This is a genomic window from Rathayibacter sp. AY2B3, assembly GCF_002931755.1.
Lineage (GTDB): Bacteria > Actinomycetota > Actinomycetes > Actinomycetales > Microbacteriaceae > Rathayibacter.
In genome coordinates this window covers 52,941-69,841 of the sequence record NZ_PSUG01000005.1, presented here as the reverse complement: position 1 = coordinate 69,841, position 16,901 = coordinate 52,941, and the positions used below count along the sequence as shown (strand labels likewise).

Genomic DNA, 16,901 nt, shown 5'->3' with positions numbered 1-16,901 from the left:
CGGTGGCACCCGGAGCGGCGCTCCTCGCAGGCCCGCCGAACGTGCGATCTGCAGGGGATCAGCGTCGAGAAGGGCGTTCCGCCGCCCGGCGCGGCTCCTGGGCGGCGGATCCCCTGCGAATCGCACGGTGGCACCCGGAGCGGCGCTCCTCGCAGGCCCGCCGAACGTGCGATCTGCAGGGGATCAGCGTCGAGAAGGGCGTTCCGCCGCCCGGCGCGGCTCCTGGGCGGCGGATCCCCTGCGAATCGCACGGTGGCACCCGGAACGGCGCGCACGCCTGCCCCCCTCGACTCCTACAGCAGACGCCGCGCCGAGGCCCAGGCGGTGAGCTCGTAGCGGGAGGAGAGCTGCAGCTTGCGGAGGACGGCGGAGACGTGGGACTCGACCGTCTTGACCGAGATGAAGAGCTCGGCGGCCGCCTCCTTGTAGGCGTAGCCGCGGGCGATCAGGCGCATCACCTCGCGCTCGCGGGCCGAGAGGCGGTCGAGCTCGTCCACCGACTCCGCCTGCTCGCCCGTCAGCGCCCCGAAGGCGTCGAGCACGAAGCCGGCCAGGCGCGGCGAGAACACGGCGTCCCCGCCCGCCACCGCGAGCACCGCCCGGCTCACCTCGGCTCCGGAGCTGGCCTTGGTGATGTAGCCGCGGGCGCCGGCGCGGATCACGCCGACCACGTCCTCCGCGGCGTCCGAGACGCTGAGCGCGAGGAACCGCGACGACGAGCCGGCGCTGCGCCGCAGCACCTCCGCTCCTCCTCCGCCCGCGCCGCCGGGCAGGTGCACGTCGAGCAGCACCACCTCGGGCGCGAGCGAGGCGACCAGGCCGACGGCGGAGTCGACGTCGGCCGCCTCCCCGACGACCTCGAGCTCGGGAGCGAGGTCCGCCCGCAGGCCCGAGCGGAAGATGGAGTGGTCGTCGACCAGCAGCACGCGGGTCACCGCTCGACCTCCGCGGGGAGCCGCAGGTGCACCTCGGTGCCGGTGCCGCCGACCCCGGGTCGCACGGTCGCGCTGCCGCCGGCGCGCGCCATCCGGCCGATGATCGACTCGCGGATGCCGAGGCGGTCGCCGGGGACCTCGTCGAGGACGACGCCGGGGCCGCGGTCGCGCACGAAGACGTCGACGCCCTGCACGGAGGACTCGAGGTACACCGAGACGTCGCCGCCCGCGTGCCGGGCCGCGTTCAGCACGGCCTCGCGGGTCGCGGCGAGGAGCGCGGCGGCGCCGGGCACGGAGGCGCCGACGGCCACCACCTCGAGGTGCACGGGGTAGTCGAGCTCGACGGCGGCGGCGATCGCCCGGACCTCGGCGGCCAGGTCGTTGGCGACCGGGACGTCGCGCTCGAACAGCCAGTCGCGCAGCTCCCGCTCCTGGGCGCGGGCGATGCGGGCGACCTCGCTCGAGGCTCCGGCGCGGTTCTGGATGAGCGCGAGGGTCTGCAGCACGGAGTCGTGCAGGTGCGCGGCGATCTCGGCCCGCTGCTCCTGGCGCACGCGCGCGGCCCGCTCGCCCATCAGCTCGGACCAGAGGGTCACCACCCGCGGCGCGGCCAGCACGCCGGCGGCGATCAGCAGCACGCCCACGGCGAGCACCGCGTTCAGGGCGCTCGGGCGGCCCGTGAGCACGGCCGCTCCGGCGAGCACCAGCAGCGCGCAGGAGGCGAGGCGCACCGCGGAGCCGTACCGGGCGGGGCGGACGGCGTCGCCGCGGTCGAGTCCGAGGCTCCAGCCGACGGCGCCTCCCGCGAGCAGGCCGACGGCGACCAGCGCGCGCGTGATGTCGGCGTCGTCGCCGCGATCGACGGTGATCATCACGGCGAGCGCCGCGACGGCGGCGGCGAGGGTCAGCAGGCCGGCGACGGGAGCGGAGCGGCGGACGGCCGGATCCGCGTCGCGCGAGTCGAGCGGCGCGAGGGGCACCAGCGCCCAGAGCCAGAGGTAGAGGAGCGCGCCGCCCCCGCCGAGCGCGGTCGTGAGGACGGCGAGGAGGCGGGTCCTCCGCACGCTCCAGCCGAGGTGGTCGGCGACCGCGGTGCACACTCCGCCGAGCAGCATCGTCCGCGGGCGCCGCAGCGGGGGGCGGACGGCGGTGCCGGGGACTGTGCTCACCCCTGCATCCAAACAGGTCGGCCGCACGATCGGGGGTGCTCTCGGGGTCGGATCAGGGGTTCCCCCGATGGTCCGGGCCGCGGAGCGCACGGGAGACTCGCAGCATGACAGGACAGAGCACGACCCCGCCGGGCTCCCCGGAGCCGGACGGCGCGGAGGCGGCGAGCACGTCGACGACGCCGATCGCGACGGACCCCGGAGCCGCCGGCCCCGACAGCGCCGGCCCCGAGAGCCCCGGCCCGGGAGCCCCCGGCCCCGCCGATCCGCCCCCCGCGCCCGAGAACCGCTTCGTGCTCTGGCTGCGCGGCCTCGACCTGCCCCGCCGTCCCGGCTGGATCGGCGGCGTCTGCGCGGGGATCGCCGACCGGCTGGGCATCGACCCGCTGATCGTGCGCGGCATCGTGCTCGTCGTCGCGGTGCTGGGCGGGCCCGCGCTCCTCCTCTACGCCGCGGCCTGGCTGCTGCTGCCCGACCAGGACGGCGCCCTGCCGGTGGAGCGGCTGCTGCGCGGCTCGCTCGACCGGGTGCACGCCGGGATCGGCGTCCTCGTGCTCGCCTCGATGCTGCCGGTGGCGCAGGGCTTCTGGTCGCTCGGCGGCGCCTACACCGGGGCGATGCCCTGGGCGCCCGCGACCGGGCGGACGCTGTGGTCGCTCGTGGTGCTCGGGCTGATCGTGGCGTTCGTGGTCTGGGTCGTGCGGCGGAGCCGGCGATCGGACGACGCGGCCGCCGCCCCGGCCCAGGCCTCCCCGTCCGCACACCCCTCCGCGACGCTCCCGTACCCGGCGCCCGCCGCTGCGGGCTACTCCGCACCCGACCCCGGACTGCAGGACGAGCGCCCCTCGTCCCCCGAGGCCGTCGCCGAGTGGCGCGAGCGCCAGGAGGCGTGGCGGGCCGAGCGGGAGGCGTTCCGCGCCCAGCAGAGCGCGTCGGCCCGTGAGACGGCCCGCGCCCGGGCGGAGGAGGCGCGACTCGCCGCCGCCGCCGCCACCGCTGCGCGCCTGGAACGCCTTCGCCTCCGACGCGCCGCGAACCCCCGACTGCGGGCGAGCCTCACGCTGCTCGCCCTCGGGGCCGCCGCTCTGACCGGCGCGCTGGTCTCGCTCACCGCCTCCGGACCGACGGCCCTCGTCGTCGGAGCCGCCTCCGCCGCGCTCGTGCTGGCCGTGGTGATCGTTCTCGCCGGCCTCTTCCGGAGGCGCGCGATCGCACTGATCGCCCTCGCGACGGTCGCCCTGGTGACGGCCGCCTGCGCCGCCGTGCTCCCGACCGACCGCGAGCTGCTCCCCGTGCTGGGCTCGTACGGCTTCTCGAGCGCCGCCCCCGGCCGCTACGCGACGCTCGCGGCGAGCGACCTGCAGGTCACGGTCGCACCCGGCTACGAGGCCTCCGGCGAGCCGCTGGACCTCTGGATCGGCTACGGGCAGGTGTCCGTCGCCACGACGGAGGGCACGGCGGTCCGCCTGGAGGCGACCACCGAGGACACCGACCTCTGGGTCGTCGACGCCGACGAAGGCGCGATCGACGCGCCCCGCGAGGTCCGCACCGCCGAGGGCCGTCAGCTGTGGACGCAGACCTTCGGCGACCCCGAGGCCGAGCCGTTCGTGGTCCGGATCGCCCAGGAGGGCGGCTCGATCCGCGTCTACGACTCCACCCCGGACGCCGAGCCCGGCACGCCCGCCACCCCGAGCCCCACCCCCGAGACCGGAGCCGCACGATGACCACCACGCCCACCCCCGCCACCGCTCGCCCGCGGATCCGCGCCGGCGCCGTCCTCTACGGCCTCGTCCTCGCCGCCGCCTCGATCGGCCTGCTCGTCGTCTCGGCCGACCCGGTGCTGCGCGCGCAGGTCGTCGAGCGCGGCATCACGCTCGAGCCCGGCGCCGCGCTCGCGCTGGCCGTCGCCGCGCTCGGCGCCATGGCGCTCCTCCTCGCGCTCGCCCGCCTGCTCGACCGGCGCACCGCTCGCGACGACGGCTGACCCCGGCGCGGGACTCCGGGCGCTCGCAACCCCCTGCACCGCATCCGCCGAGAGGCGCAGACTCGTCCCGGGCGATCGCCCGCCACCCCCTGGAGACGAGACCATGCCCTTCTGCGCCCTCGAGAGCCTCCGCTGATGGAGCTGGGCATCGCCGCGATCGTCGGCGTCTCGGTCCTCGTCGCGGTCGCCGTCTTCTCGCGGCGCCTCGGCGTCGCCGCCCCGATCGTCCTCGTCCTCGCCGGCGTCGGCCTCTCGTACATCCCCGGGGTGCCGGAGGTGGTCGTCCCGCACGAGTGGGTGCTCGACGGCGTGCTGCCGCCGCTGCTGTACGCGGCGGCGCTCAGCGTCCCGTTCATCGACTTCCGCCGGAACCTCACCACCATCACCGGCCTGTCGGTGGTGCTGGTGCTGATCTCGGCGGCCGGCGTCGGCGCGCTCCTCTTCCTCCTCCTCCCCGACCTCGGGCTGGGCCTGGCGATCGCCGTGGGCGCGATCATCAGCCCGCCCGACGCCGTCGCCGCGACCTCGGTCGGCCGGCGGCTGGGCCTCCCGCCGCGGCTGCTCACCCTGCTCGAGGGCGAGGGGCTGATCAACGACGCGACCGCGCTGGTGCTCCTCCGCTCGGCCCTCGCCGCCGCCGCGGGGACGCTCGCGACGCCGTGGGCGGCGATCGGCGACTTCCTCTCCGCGGTCGTCGTGGCCGTCGTGGTCGGGTTCGTGGCCAGCGTGGTCACCGTCTTCGTCCGCTCGCGGCTCGAGGACCCGGTGCTCAACACCGTCCTCTCCTTCATCGTCCCGTTCGTCGCGTTCATCCCCGCCGAGGGCCTGGGCGCCTCGGGCGTGCTGGCCGTGGTCGTCGCCGGTCTGCACACCGGGCACGCCTCCTCCCGCGCCTTCACCGCGCAGTCGCGGGTGAACGACCGGATCAACTGGCGGACCGTGCAGTTCCTGCTCGAGAACGGCGTGTTCCTGCTGATCGGGCTCGAGATCCGCTCGCTGATCCACGACGCCGACAGCGCGCGCCTCTCCGTGCCCGGAGCGGTCGGGATCGGCTTGATCGCGGTGGTCGGACTGATCGTCGTGCGCTTCCTCTGGGTCGGCCCGGTCCTCCTCGGCGAGCGCTGGCAGACCCGCCGGGCCGAGCGCCGGGCCCGCGAGCAGAAGGAGCTGCTCGAGTCGCCCGAGGCGCAGGAGCTGCCGAAGGAGGAGCGCGGCCGGGCGAAGCGGCGCTACCTGCTGCGGCGCAGCGACTACCGGCACTTCAGCCGCAACGGCATCGGCTGGCGCGGCGGTCTGGTGCTCGGCTGGTCCGGGATGCGCGGAGTGGTGACCCTCGCGGCCGCGCAGTCGCTGCCCGAGGACATCCCGTACCGCCCGCAGCTCGTGCTGATCGCCTTCACCGTGGCCGTCGCGACCCTGCTGGTCCAGGGCAGCACGCTGCCGCTGCTGATCCGGGCGCTGGGCATCCGCGGGATCGACGTGCCCGAGGACCAGCGCGCGCTCGCGGGCCTGCTCGACGAGATCACCGAGAAGGGCCTCTCGGTGCTCGAGCGCCCGGGCGACGCCGTCGAGGGCGCCGACGACGTCGCTCCGGACGTCCTGGAGCGGGTGCGCCAGACGTCGTTCCTCCGCTCCGAGGCCGCCTGGGAGCGCTCGCGCGGCACGGAGCGGTCGGTCGCCGACACTCCGCACCGCCTCTACCGGGCGCTGCGGCTCGCCGTGGTCGCCGCCGAGCGGGAGGCGCTGCTGGACGCGCGCTCGCGCCGCGCCTACCCGCAGCGCATCCTGCGCGACGCCCAGTCGCTGCTCGACCTCGAGGAGACGCGGCTGCGGGTTCGGCGGGGCCCCGAGTCCTGAGGGCTCCGGATCGTGACGATCGCTTCACGGGGATGCCCGCGCTGATCCGCGCCCTGTGGAGGAGCGCCGAGCTCCTCGAGTGCGCGCCATCCGGATCGACCCCCCGGACCACGGCCGTCCGACCTCCCCGGCAATAGCCCGCCGATGCGTCACCCCCCGTTAAGCCCGCGTGCCCCGCTTCCTCTGGCACTGCTGTCGCCCCGCCCGTAACCTGCGGATCGCCTGAGAATCGGATCCCCCGACCCGTCCGGGCGTCCGGAAGGCCCGCCATGCGCTCGACCCCGTCCCCCTCGACGCGGTCCCGCCTCCGGCGCCCCCTCGCCGGCGGTCTCGCGGTGGTTCTCGCCGCCGCGGCGCTCACGCTGGTCGGCGCACCCCCCGCCTCCGCCAATCGGTTCTACGACGCGTGCACGACGGACGGGAGGTTCACCGTGCCTGCGAACGTCCACACTGCCGACGTCACCGCCCGGGGAAACCGTGGAGCCGACGGTCAGGACTTCGACAGCGTGGGGAACACCGGGGGCACCGGCGGCGCCGGCGCCGCTTTCACGCTCTACGACGTGAAGGTGACGCCCGGTCAGACGATCTACTGGGGAAGCCTCCGGAGCGGGGGCTTCGAGGGGGGTGGGGACGCCAAGTGGGTGTCCTTCAGCGAACCCGACGAGAACTGCGACCCCGTCGGCGGCGACGTCATCGCCGTCGCCGCGGGCGGAGGAAGCGGATCGAGCGCGACCATCCTGTACGACGGCTCCGACGGCGGTGCCGCCGGCCGGCCGGGCGAAGCAGGCCACGGCACCGGCGGCTTCCCCGGGGGCGGCGGCGGCGGCGCGACGATCGACACCCCGGGGGTCGGCGGCAGCGGTGGCGACACCGCCTACCTCGGCGGCTTCCTCGATGCCGTCCCGACGTTCGGCTCGGAGGCGAGCGGCGGGACCGGGCACATGTTCTGGGACGGCCTGGGCGCCGACCCTCACGGCTTCGGTGGAGCAGGCGCGCGGGCCTCGGGCGACGTCTACGCCAGCGGCGGACAGGGCGGCGCCGGATCGGCGGGCGGCGGCGGAGGCGGTGCGGGCGGCGGCGAGTTCATCTACACCAGCCTGGGAGCGGCCGGCGGCGGAGGCGGAGGCGGAGGGAGCTGGCCGATCGCCGATCCCGGACTCAGCCCCTACAAGGTCGGCGACGCACTCGTCTCCTGGCTCCCCGACGCCACCATGACGGTGAGCGCGTCGACGACCGCGATCGACGTCCCCACGACCCTCACCGCCACTCTCTCGAAGAACTCCTACCGGGACGTCGACACCGGCTACACGAGGAAGCCGGACCAGATCGGCGGAGGATCGATCTCGTTCACCGAGTTCACCGGCCAGACGCAGCGACCGCTCGGCACCGTCACGCTGACCGGTGCGGAGACGTCCGAGACCGTGAGCATCGAGGTCCCGGAGGGATTCGCGCGCGGGAGCCACGAGATCCGCGCGCTCTACACCGGATTCAACGGGTACAACCGGGATCCCGTCGTCTACGCGCGGACGCCGATCACGCGCTCGACCTTCACCCTCACCGCGCAGACCGGGCAGACGATCGCGTTCCCGGAGCTGACCGGCCTCGACACCGACGGTCGGGACCTCGTCCTGCAGGCCACCGCGTCCTCGGGTCTGCCGGTGACCTACGTCAGCACCACTCCTGACGTGTGCACGGTGACCGCGGGACGCGCGGTCGGCCGGGTCGGCGGGCTCTGCTCCATCACCGCCTCCCAGGCCGGGGGCACGGGCTGGACCGCGGCTCCGGACGTCGTCCGCACCAGGACTCTCTCGCCGAGGTCCCAGTCGGTCGCCTTCGCTCTGGCGGGCTACGCGTACTCGACCGGGTCCTACTCGGTGACCGCGACGTCCACCTCGGGTCTCCCGGTGGACTTCACGACCACGACGCCGGAGGTCTGCCGGCTCGACGGCACTCCGTTCCTCTTCGAGGGACTGAGCCGGTCCGTGTTCGCGGGCGTCGCCGCGGGGACCTGCGTCGTCCGCGCCGGCCAGCCCGGTGACCAGCGCTACGCGTCGGCCCCGGCGGTCGAGACGAGCTTCACGGTGGTCGCCAAGCCGGCGGAGGAGGTGGTGCGGAAGGCGCAGAGCATCGACTTCCGCCTCCCCACGAGCGCTCTCACGACGGATGAGGACGCCGACCTCCGCGCCAGTGCCGGCAGCGGCCTGCCGGTGACGGTGACGAGCACGACCCCGGAGGTCTGCTCGATCATCGGCGGCACCTCCGTGCGCAACCTCCACCCGGGCACCTGCACCATCCGCTTCGACCAGGAGGGCTCGGAGCTCTACCTCCCCGCGCCGCAGCGCACCGGATCGTTCACCGTCGACCGCCTCCCGCAGAGCATCGTCTACGACTACCCGCACGGCATCGACACCGCGCGCTCCGCTACCTACTCCCCGGTCGCGACAGCCACGTCGGGGCTCCCCACGACCTACGGCGCGACCGGCGGCTGCACCATCGCCGACGGCGTGGTGACCTTCACCGAGGTCGGCGAGGAGTGCGTCGTCACCGCCGACCAGCTCGGGAACGCGGACTACGCGCCCGCTCTGCAGCGGTCGTCCACCTTCACGGTGCGGAAGGGCCCCCAGACGATCACCCTCGCCTCGACCCCTCCCACGACCGGAGCCGTCGGCGACACCGTCACCCTCACGATGACCACGAGCTCGGGCCTGCCCGCCTTCGCCGTCGCCTACGACGCCTGCCGCACGACCCGGGTCGATCCGGGCTCCGTCGACATCCTCCTCACCGCTGTCGGCACCTGCTCGTACTACGCGTTCCAGCAGGGCGACTCCACCTATCAGCAGGCTCCGAACGTCGCCGGCACCGTTCAGGTGACCCTTCCGGCCCAGACGATCGCCTTCACCTCCACTCCCCCCTCCCCCGCCGTCCCGGGCGGCACCTACACGCCCGCCGCGACGGGCGGCGCGTCCGGGCAGCCGGTCGTGCTCGCCGCCTCGGGCGCCTGCACCCTGACGGACGGCGTCGTCACCTTCGAAGGCTCCGGCACCTGCACCGTCACGGCCGATCAGGCCGGGGACTCCGGTCATCTCGCCGCTCCGCAGGTCTCGCAGACCATCGCGGTGGGCCTGGCCGCCGGGTCCGTCTCGTTCGGCGGCGAGGCTCCGGGCGACGCGGTCGTCGGCGGATCGTCCACGCCGGTGATCGTCCGAGGCCCCTCCTCCGCGGATCCCCGCCTCACCGCCTCGGGGGCCTGCTCGGTCTCCGGCGGCTCGGTCTCCTACGACCACGCCGGCTCCTGCACCCTGACCCTCGAGCAGGCCGGCGACGCTGCGCACGCCGCTGCTCGCGCCGACCGCGCCTTCACGATCGGCAGGGCTGCGCAGACGGTCGCCTTCACCTCCACCGCTCCCGCGGCGGTCGTCGGAGGGACGTGGACTCCGACCGTCACTGGCGGCGCGTCGAGCGCCCCGATCGTTCTCGGGACCGCCTCCGCGGCCTGCACCGTCGCGAACGGCACCGTGACCTTCGCCGCTCCGGGAGACTGCGTGCTCACCCTGGATCAGGCCGGGGACGCCGACCGGAACGCCGCCCCGCAGGCGACCCGCACCCTCGTGGTGACCGCCGCGTCGATCCAGAAGAAGCCGCAGACCGTCGCCTTCACCGCGAACACGTCGGCGACCCCGACCACCGGAGTCGCCTACTCGCTCGCCGCGAGGGCCTCCTCCGGTCTCCCGGTGACCTACACCGCCACCGGCCCGTGCACCGTGACCGCCGCGGGAACGGTGACCCTCACCGGGTCGATTGCCTGCACCGTCACCGCCGCCCAGGCCGGCGACGGCACCTGGGCCGCCGCGACCGCCACCCGCATCGTCAAGATCGTCTCCGGCAGCCGCGCCGACCTGAAGGTCGCCCTCACCCCCACCGCCACGAAGATCACCGGCAGGACCCTCACCGCCACCACCACCGTCACCAACGTCGGCACCCGCGACACCGGATCCACCGTCATCCAGATGATCGTCCCCACCACCGTCACCGACATCGGAGGCGCCACCCGCACCCCCGGCAAGATCGCCGGGACCACGGTCCTCACCTGGAAGATCCCCACCCTCGCAGCCGGACAGAGCACCACCAGGACCATCGTCCTCACTCCCAAGACCGGCACCTCCACCATCACCGCCAAGAGCTCCACCGCGATCGGCGACCCCACCCCCGGCGACAACACCCTCACGAGGAGCTACAAGAAGTAGGCACGACCGGGGGCGGCAGCGGAGGCGGTCCGGCCGTGCCGCCGTCCGTCGTCTCGCGACGCCGACCGGGCGGGATCCGACAGCCCCGAGCCCCCGACCCCGGCGCAGGCCCTCTCCCGCGCCTGTCCGGGGGTGCCGGCTCGGCCCGGCGCCGGTGACACGCGGCGCGGTTCTGCCAGGATCGACAGCAGCACGCTCATCGTCTCGATCCGGTCCGCCGGATCCCTCCTCGACAAGGACGGCCCTGTGGGAATTCGCGAGTACGGACGACTTCTCCGCAGGGGCTGGCTCGTCATCTCGATCTTCGTCGCCCTCGGCCTCGCGGCCGCCTCCGTGGCGACCATGGCGTCGGAGTCGGAGTACCGGGCGCAGACGACCGTGTTCGTCTCCGTCGCGACCGCCGACAACCAGTCCAGCGCCGAGGTCGGCGCCTCCTTCACCAGCGCCGAGGCCCGGGTGGCCTCCTACGTCGCGCTGGTCGACTCGAGCTCGGTGCTGCAGCCCGTCATCGACGACCTCGGTCTCGACATGACCGTCGGCGATCTGGCGGGCGAGGTCACGCCGGCCGCGCTCCCCGGCACCGTCATCATGAGCATCGACGTCGTCGACGCCGACGCCCAGCAGGCCGCGCGGATCGCCGACTCGGTCGCCGAGAGCCTGCGCAGCTACGTCGCCCAGATCGAGCGCCCCGTCACGGGCGGCGCGAGCCGGGTCGACGTGAAGGTGCTCGAGGCCGCGTCCGTGCCGAGCTCGCCGCTCAGCCCCGACCTGCTCGTCTACCTCGTGCTCGGAGGAGCGACCGGCCTCATCCTCGGCGTCGGCGTCGTCGTGCTGCGCTCGCTCGGCGACTCCCGCATCCGCTCGGCCAAGGACGTCGCCGCCGGCACCACCCTGCCGGTGCTCGAGTCGATCCCCTACGACACGGCCGTCCGCCGCTCCCCCCTCGTCGTCGACGGCCGGAGCGCCGTCGCCGAGTCGTTCCGGATGCTGCGCACGACGCTCCTCTTCGGCTCCGGCACCCACGAGCGCACCCTGCTCGTCACCTCCGCCCGCGAGGGCGACGGCAAGAGCACCGTGGCCGCGAACCTCGCCGTCTCGATCGCCCAGATCGGCCGCACCGTGGTGCTGATCGACGCCGACCTCCGCGACCCGGCGCAGTCGACCGTCTTCCGCCTCCCCACGGGCGGACCGACCCTGGCCGACCTGCTCCGCACCGGCACCCTGCCCGCCGACGGGTCGCTGCCCGTCAGCGCCCAGGGCGTCACCGTGCTCACGGCCGGCGGCAGCCAGGCGAACCCGAGCGACCTGATCGGCACCCCTGCGATGGAGCGCGTGATCGCGCACCTCTCGCGCCGGTACGACCACGTGATCGTCGACTCCCCCGCGATCCTCTCGGCCACCGACGCGGTGCTGCTGGGCAAGATGGTCGCCACGACGGTCCTCGTCGCGGGCGCCGGCGTCTCGTCCTCGGCCGACCTCGTCGCCGCGGCCGACCGCCTACGGGACGTCGGGGGCGACGTCCTCGGGACCGTTGTCGCGCAGGCTCCCCGCAGCACGGTCGTCACCGCCGCGGCGACGGCGACCGCCTGAGACGCGGGAGCGCTGCAGCCGGTGCCTGCGCCCCTCCCCCCGGGGAGTGACGACGTGCGCTCCGGTGCCGGCGCGCGGCCCGTCGAGGTGGGCGGCGTTGCGCGAGGGTGAGGGCTCGCGGACCCGGGCCGTGCTGGGGCGCACCGCCTGTTCGGCCCGCCCCGCCACGATGCCCATGCCGCAGACGATCCAGAGCGTGTACGCCACCGGACCCTCCTGGAGCGTCGGCAGCACCGTGTAGCTGACCAGCGTGCCCGCGACCACGGCCGTGGGCAGGAAGCCGTCGAGCGTCGGCGCCCGCAGCCCGCGGAGGAACAGGTACACCAGCAGCGCCGCGAACAGCAGCATCACGAGGATCCCCGACTCGATCGCGAGCACCAGGAAGAAGCTCTCGACCAGGACGCTGTCGGTCGAGTACAGCTGCGCGCGCGGGCCCACCTTGCCGAGGCCGAAGCCGAACGGGTGCGCGACGAGCAGCGGGATGTTCTCGAGCAGGCTGTCGCTGTGGCCGATCAGCGACGGGTCGGCGACGTGCGAGATCACCTTGTCGATGTAGAGGTAGAGCGTGACTCCGCCGACGGCCGCGGCCGTGGTCACGGTGAGCATCGCCCAGACCAGCATCGGCTTCGCGCGGAACAGCGCCCAGGCCACCAGCGTCACCGCGAGCATCGCCAGGCCGATGTAGCCGCTCCGGGACTGCGTCAGGTACACCGCCACCAGCGGCAGGAGCGACAGAGCGCCCTTCAGCCACAGTGGCCAGCGCGGGCGTGTCCACAGCACGGCCAGCGCGATCGTGACGGCGACGGCGCTCTCGTTCGGGGCGCTGTAGGGGCTGAAGCCGCGGGGCACGATGCTGCCGGCGACGAAGAGGGAGGAGGGGAACGGCGCCCCGGGGGCCAGCGGGAACACCCCGAGGGTGAACAGCCAGTCGAGCCCCTGGTTCCAGGTGAGGATCGTCGTGATCGACGAGAGCTGCAGCGCGACGACGAACGCGGTCGCGAGGATCGCGAGGTGGCGCTTCTCGAGTACCGCGGGCACCACGATGAGCGCGAGGAACGGCAGGAAGTCGTTGCGCCAGCCGTAGGCGGCCTGGATCGGGTTCTCGGTCCACACGGCCGAGACGGCGCCGAGGCCCACGATCATCAGCACGAGCACGACGATCGGCACCGGCACCCGCTTGATCCGGCCGCTGACGAGCACGAGCAGGAAGAGCCCGAGGACCGTGGCGTCCTTGATCGCGCCGAACGCGGTCGCCGTGGCGCCCGGCAGGAACGCGGAGGCGACTCCGTTGGCCGGGAGGGCGAAGACCAGCAGCAGGACGCCCAGCCACGGCAGGCCGAGCCCGTCGCGGCCGAGGAGGGCGCGGAGCGTGCGGCGGGTGCGCACCGGTCCGCGGGCGACCGTGCGGGAGCCCGCCCGGGGCAGCGACGCCGCGGCGCGGGTCATGCCGCGCCGCCCCGCATCGTGAGGCGCCGGACGACCAGCGGCACGTCGGAGGGCCGCGGGACGATGGTCCGCGCCGGCGGCCGGATCGCGAGCACCATCACCACCAGCGCCGTCAGGATCCCGCTCGCGTTGGCGATGGCGGCGGCGATCGCGCCGTTCGCCGGGCCGAACGCGAACAGGAGCACGAGGCAGGTGATCAGCCCGGCGCCCTGGGCGACGGTGAGGCTGATGCCGCGGTTGCGCGCCGAGAGCACCTCGCCCGCGCTGACGGTGACGACCACGAAGACGGAGCCGAGGATCGCGAAGAGGACCGCGGGCATCGCCTCCGCGAACTCGTCGCCGAAGAGGAACGGCACGCCCCACGGAGTGACGACGGCGAGGAACACGGCCGAGGCCAGGCCGACCGCGAAGGCCGAGCGCAGCGCGTCGCCGGTCGCGGTGACGCGGGCGCCGCCCTCCGTCCGGCTGATGTCCGAGAAGACCGGAGCCGCGACCGCGTGCGCGAGGAACACGGGCAGAGTGCCGATCGTCACGGCGACGGAGTAGAGGCCGGCCTGGTGCGAGCCGATCAGCGGCAGCATGATCACCTGATCGAGGCGCTGGTAGGCGGCGTCCGACGCCTGCGCGCCGTAGAAGGTGACGGAGCCGCGCACGAGCGGCCGCCAGGGCGCCGGAGCGGCTCCGCGCGGGCGGTCGAGCAGGGAGCCGATCAGCGCGGTCATCACGGAGCCGGCGAAGTTCGACCAGATCACGCCGGAGACGGTGATCGAGTCGAGCAGGAACAGCACGACGATCCCGCCGACGTAGACCAGCGGCTGCGTGGCCTGGAGCAGCGCGACCGCTCCGAAGCGGCGCTGCGCCCCGACGACGCCGATGTCGATCATCCAGCAGACCATGAGCGGAGTACCGGTGATCGCGACGAACACCGCGATCGTGGCCGCCTCGTCGAGCGCCGAGAGGAGGGTGGAGGTGAGCAGCCAGGCGATGAGCGCGGCCGGGATCGCGGTCAGCAGCGCGAGCCGCCGGGCCGTGCGCACCGCGCCGAGGTCGCCCGCCGCGGCGAGCACGCGCCGGCGGATCTCGAGGGGCATGCCGAGCGCGAGGACGATCGGGATCAGGTACATGGAGGCGAGGGCCGCGGCCGTCTCGCCCCGTCCGCTCGGGCCGAGGGCCTGCGCGATCAGCGGGGCGCTCACCAGGCCGAGCGCCGCCACCGAGAGGCGGCTCGCGAGCATGGTGATCGGGGAGTTCAGGAGGCGCAGCAGCCCGCTCACGAGGCCTCCGCGGCTCGGGCGCCGACAGCGGCGAGCAGCCGCTCCTCGAAGCCGTCGAGAGCGAAGGTGCCGGTCTCGTCGTGGACGGTCAGGTGCATGCTGTCGCGCATCGGCGCGACCTCGACCCAGACGCCGAGCGGGAAGCGCAGGTGGGCGGGCATCCCGCCGACCATGGTGTCCGGCTCGATCCGCGGCAGCAGCTCCTCCGGGACGGGCACCTCGGTCGAGGGCAGGGAGACGTGGATCTCCCACGGCACGCGGGGCGTCCCGCGCGGCGGGCGGAGGGGCGCCAGCGGGTGCTGCACGAGGGTCTTGACGCTCAGCAGCGCGCTCGCCAGCAGCCAGGTCGCGGGGAGGCCGGACCTGGTGGCCGCGGACAGCCGCTCGAGGAGCGAGGTCGCGGACCAGTCGTCGGCGCGGAGGCGGCCGAGCGGGAGGGAGGGAGAGAGGTTGCCGCCGACCTCCGTGCCCTTCGCGACCCAGCGGCGGCCGTCGACGGGGACGACGACGCGGAAGTCGAGGCCGTCGGCGGCGCAGTCCTGCAGGCAGCGGAGCACGAGGCTCGCGGTCTTGAGCGACACCGGCGGGCGGGCGGGGCGCCGGCCCTCGCGCGCCTGCTCCGGGGTCGCGGCGATCGCCCGCAGCGTCTCGGGGCCGAGCACGGCGGTCACGAGGCGCGCGCGGCGGTCCGACTCCTCCTTCGAGAGGGTCGCGTCGAGCTGGTAGCCGGTGCCGGTCGCGGCGGTCAGGGTGCGGAAGGTGTCGCGGGCCTTCCTGGCGCCGGCGAGACCGGTGAGCTCGAAGCGCTCCACGACCTCGCGGAGCGGTGCGGCGGCGAGCGGCTTCCGGGCGGTGCCGTCGGCCCCCGGAGCGCCCAGCTTCTCGATCACGAGCGCCACGACCGCGGTCGCCCCGGTCCCGTCGAAGAGGCTGTGCGGGAAAGTGAAGCCGACCGTCGCGCCGTCGAACAGGATCCGGAGCGGCAGCTCGCCCGGCGCGAACTGCGAGGCCAGCAGGCGGTGCGCCAGGTCCTCGCGCTCGAGGGGGCCGTCGACGACCCGCACCGCGCGCTCGGCCGCGTCCAGGGCGGCCGCCACGTCGATCCGGCGCCACCCGCGGAGCCGGGTACGGCGCCGCAGGAGCACGGCGCCGCGGGGCGAGAGGAGGACGTCGCGCAGCGCGGTCCGCACGCGCTCCGCCGTCACGCCCGTCAGCGGGCCGACGTGGTAGCCGATGAGGAGGTCGTCGTAGCCGAGGTCGCGCGGGGCCCTCACGCCCGGCTCCTGCTCGCTCCCGCGCCGGCCCGCTCGGCGATGACGCTGAGCAGCGAGCGCTCGTAGCCGGCGTTCACCTCGGCCCAGGAGTAGGAGTGCACGGCCCGCAGGTGCCCGCGGTACGAGAGCCGCTCCTGCTCGATCGGGTCGTTCAGCACGGCGAGGACGCCCTCGGCGATCGCGTCCGGGGTGGGAGCGACGAAGCGCCCCGCCTCCTGGAGCACCTCACGGTTGAAGACGGTGTCGCGGGCGACGACCGGGGCGCCGCAGGCCATGGCCTGCACGAGCGCCGGGTTGGTGCCGCCGACGCTGTGCCCGTGGAAGTAGGCCCCGGCGTGCTGCCAGAGGGAGTGGAGCCGGGTGTCGTCGCTGACGTGGCCGAACCAGTGCACCCGCGCGTTCTGCTGCGCGAGGGCGCTGACCGCCTGGTCGATCGGGCCGCCGTAGCCGGACGAGCCGACGATCACCACGTCGTGGGTCCGCGCGATCCGCTCGGCGGCCTCGATGAACTCGGGCACCGTGTTCTCGGGGACGAAGCGCGCCACGATCAGCGCGTAGCCGCGGTGGGTCAGCCCCGGCTCGACCGGGTGCTCCGGCGGGACGTCGCCGCCGTAGGGGATGACGTCGCCGTCGCGGCCGAACTCCCGCTTCCAGCGCGTCTCGATCGCCGCGGCGTCGTAGACCATGCGGTCGCCGTGACGGGCGGTCCAGACCGCGCCCTGGTGGAAGACGAACTTCGCGAACCGGCCCCACTTGGCGCGGTCCCACTCGATGCCGTCGACGTTGACGACGGTGGGGATGCCGCGCTGCCTGAGGATCGGCAGCCAGAAGCCGTTGGCGCAGTTGAGCACCAGGGCGACGTCGGGCTTGCGCTTGGCCGCGTCGAGAGCGGCCGTGAGTCCGTAGGAGAGGGTGCTGAGCGACTTGCTCTCGACACCCCGCGTCTGCCGGGTGATCACCCGCTCGTCGCGGTCCGGGTCCCGGAGAGCCGTGGTGCCCGGCCTCCCGTAGACCGTGACCTCCCATCCCTGCTCGGCCAGATATGGCGCGAGACGTCGAACCGCTGTCTCGAATCCCCCGTAGTAACTGGGATAGCCCCGCGTGCCGATAATGGCGATCGACCTGCCCATG

At 74.4% G+C, this 16,901-nt stretch carries 11 protein-coding genes; 5 read left to right on the top strand and 6 right to left on the bottom strand.

Going from position 1 to position 16,901, the window contains the following annotated elements; translation table 11 throughout:
- Positions 1 to 293: 293 nt before the first annotated feature.
- Together C5C24_RS03040 and C5C24_RS03035 are read right to left on the bottom strand one after the other, a co-directional pair.
- Positions 294 to 935, bottom strand: a complete 642-nt coding sequence (locus tag C5C24_RS03040; protein WP_104277304.1) for a response regulator transcription factor — start codon at positions 933 to 935, stop codon at positions 294 to 296.
- A complete protein-coding gene (locus tag C5C24_RS03035) occupies positions 932 to 2,104 on the bottom strand; it encodes a sensor histidine kinase (RefSeq protein ID WP_104304269.1) in 1,173 nt (390 codons plus the stop codon). The genes C5C24_RS03040 and C5C24_RS03035 overlap by 4 nt, the downstream gene beginning before the upstream one ends.
- A gap of 104 nt (positions 2,105 to 2,208) precedes the next feature.
- Here C5C24_RS03035 and C5C24_RS17840 point away from each other — a divergent pair, with 104 nt between their 5' ends.
- The 5 genes from C5C24_RS17840 to C5C24_RS03015 all read left to right on the top strand — a co-directional run bounded on the left by C5C24_RS17840 (position 2,209) and on the right by C5C24_RS03015 (position 11,776).
- A complete protein-coding gene (locus C5C24_RS17840) occupies positions 2,209 to 3,825 on the top strand; it encodes a PspC domain-containing protein (protein ID WP_181135467.1) in 1,617 nt (538 codons plus the stop codon).
- Positions 3,822 to 4,085, top strand: a complete 264-nt coding sequence (locus C5C24_RS17835) for a hypothetical protein (RefSeq protein ID WP_104281266.1) — start codon at positions 3,822 to 3,824, stop codon at positions 4,083 to 4,085. Before C5C24_RS17840 ends, C5C24_RS17835 begins: the two co-directional genes overlap by 4 nt.
- 135 nt (positions 4,086 to 4,220) lie before the next feature.
- Positions 4,221 to 5,942, top strand: a complete 1,722-nt coding sequence (locus tag C5C24_RS03025) for a sodium:proton antiporter (protein WP_104304268.1) — start codon at positions 4,221 to 4,223, stop codon at positions 5,940 to 5,942.
- A gap of 269 nt (positions 5,943 to 6,211) precedes the next feature.
- Positions 6,212 to 10,186 (top strand): DUF11 domain-containing protein, encoded by a 3,975-nt coding sequence (locus C5C24_RS18535; RefSeq protein WP_104304267.1) that lies wholly within the window; start codon positions 6,212 to 6,214, stop codon positions 10,184 to 10,186.
- A gap of 246 nt (positions 10,187 to 10,432) precedes the next feature.
- On the top strand, positions 10,433 to 11,776 hold the full coding sequence (locus C5C24_RS03015) for a polysaccharide biosynthesis tyrosine autokinase (RefSeq protein ID WP_181135466.1): 1,344 nt from the start codon (positions 10,433 to 10,435) through the stop codon (positions 11,774 to 11,776).
- Here the strand turns inward: C5C24_RS03015 and C5C24_RS03010 are convergent.
- The 4 genes from C5C24_RS03010 to C5C24_RS02995 are packed head-to-tail and all read right to left on the bottom strand — an operon-like array spanning position 11,684 to position 16,900.
- Complete coding sequence (locus C5C24_RS03010; protein WP_104304265.1) at positions 11,684 to 13,222, bottom strand: O-antigen ligase; 1,539 nt, start codon at positions 13,220 to 13,222, stop codon at positions 11,684 to 11,686. The genes C5C24_RS03015 and C5C24_RS03010 overlap by 93 nt on opposite strands.
- The gene (locus C5C24_RS03005) at positions 13,219 to 14,496 is read right to left on the bottom strand and encodes a lipopolysaccharide biosynthesis protein (protein WP_104281271.1); all 1,278 of its coding nucleotides are present in this window, start codon (positions 14,494 to 14,496) and stop codon (positions 13,219 to 13,221) included. Before C5C24_RS03005 ends, C5C24_RS03010 begins: the two co-directional genes overlap by 4 nt.
- Complete coding sequence (locus C5C24_RS03000; protein WP_104304264.1) at positions 14,493 to 15,770, bottom strand: hypothetical protein; 1,278 nt, start codon at positions 15,768 to 15,770, stop codon at positions 14,493 to 14,495. The genes C5C24_RS03005 and C5C24_RS03000 overlap by 4 nt, the downstream gene beginning before the upstream one ends.
- On the bottom strand, positions 15,767 to 16,900 hold the full coding sequence (locus C5C24_RS02995) for a glycosyltransferase (RefSeq protein ID WP_104281273.1): 1,134 nt from the start codon (positions 16,898 to 16,900) through the stop codon (positions 15,767 to 15,769). The genes C5C24_RS03000 and C5C24_RS02995 overlap by 4 nt, the downstream gene beginning before the upstream one ends.
- Position 16,901: the final 1 nt, after the last annotated feature.

What these genes read in the sequence shown, in the direction of transcription:
- C5C24_RS03010 (WP_104304265.1), bottom strand. Translation starts at nt 13,222, where the DNA reads ATGACCCGCGCCGCGGCGTCGCTGCCCCGGGCGGGCTCCCGCACGGTC.
- C5C24_RS03025 (WP_104304268.1), top strand. Translation starts at nt 4,221, where the DNA reads ATGGAGCTGGGCATCGCCGCGATCGTCGGCGTCTCGGTCCTCGTCGCG.
- C5C24_RS18535 (WP_104304267.1), top strand. Translation starts at nt 6,212, where the DNA reads ATGCGCTCGACCCCGTCCCCCTCGACGCGGTCCCGCCTCCGGCGCCCC.
- C5C24_RS17840 (WP_181135467.1), top strand. Translation starts at nt 2,209, where the DNA reads ATGACAGGACAGAGCACGACCCCGCCGGGCTCCCCGGAGCCGGACGGC.
- C5C24_RS17835 (WP_104281266.1), top strand. Translation starts at nt 3,822, where the DNA reads ATGACCACCACGCCCACCCCCGCCACCGCTCGCCCGCGGATCCGCGCC.
- C5C24_RS02995 (WP_104281273.1), bottom strand. Translation starts at nt 16,900, where the DNA reads ATGGGCAGGTCGATCGCCATTATCGGCACGCGGGGCTATCCCAGTTAC.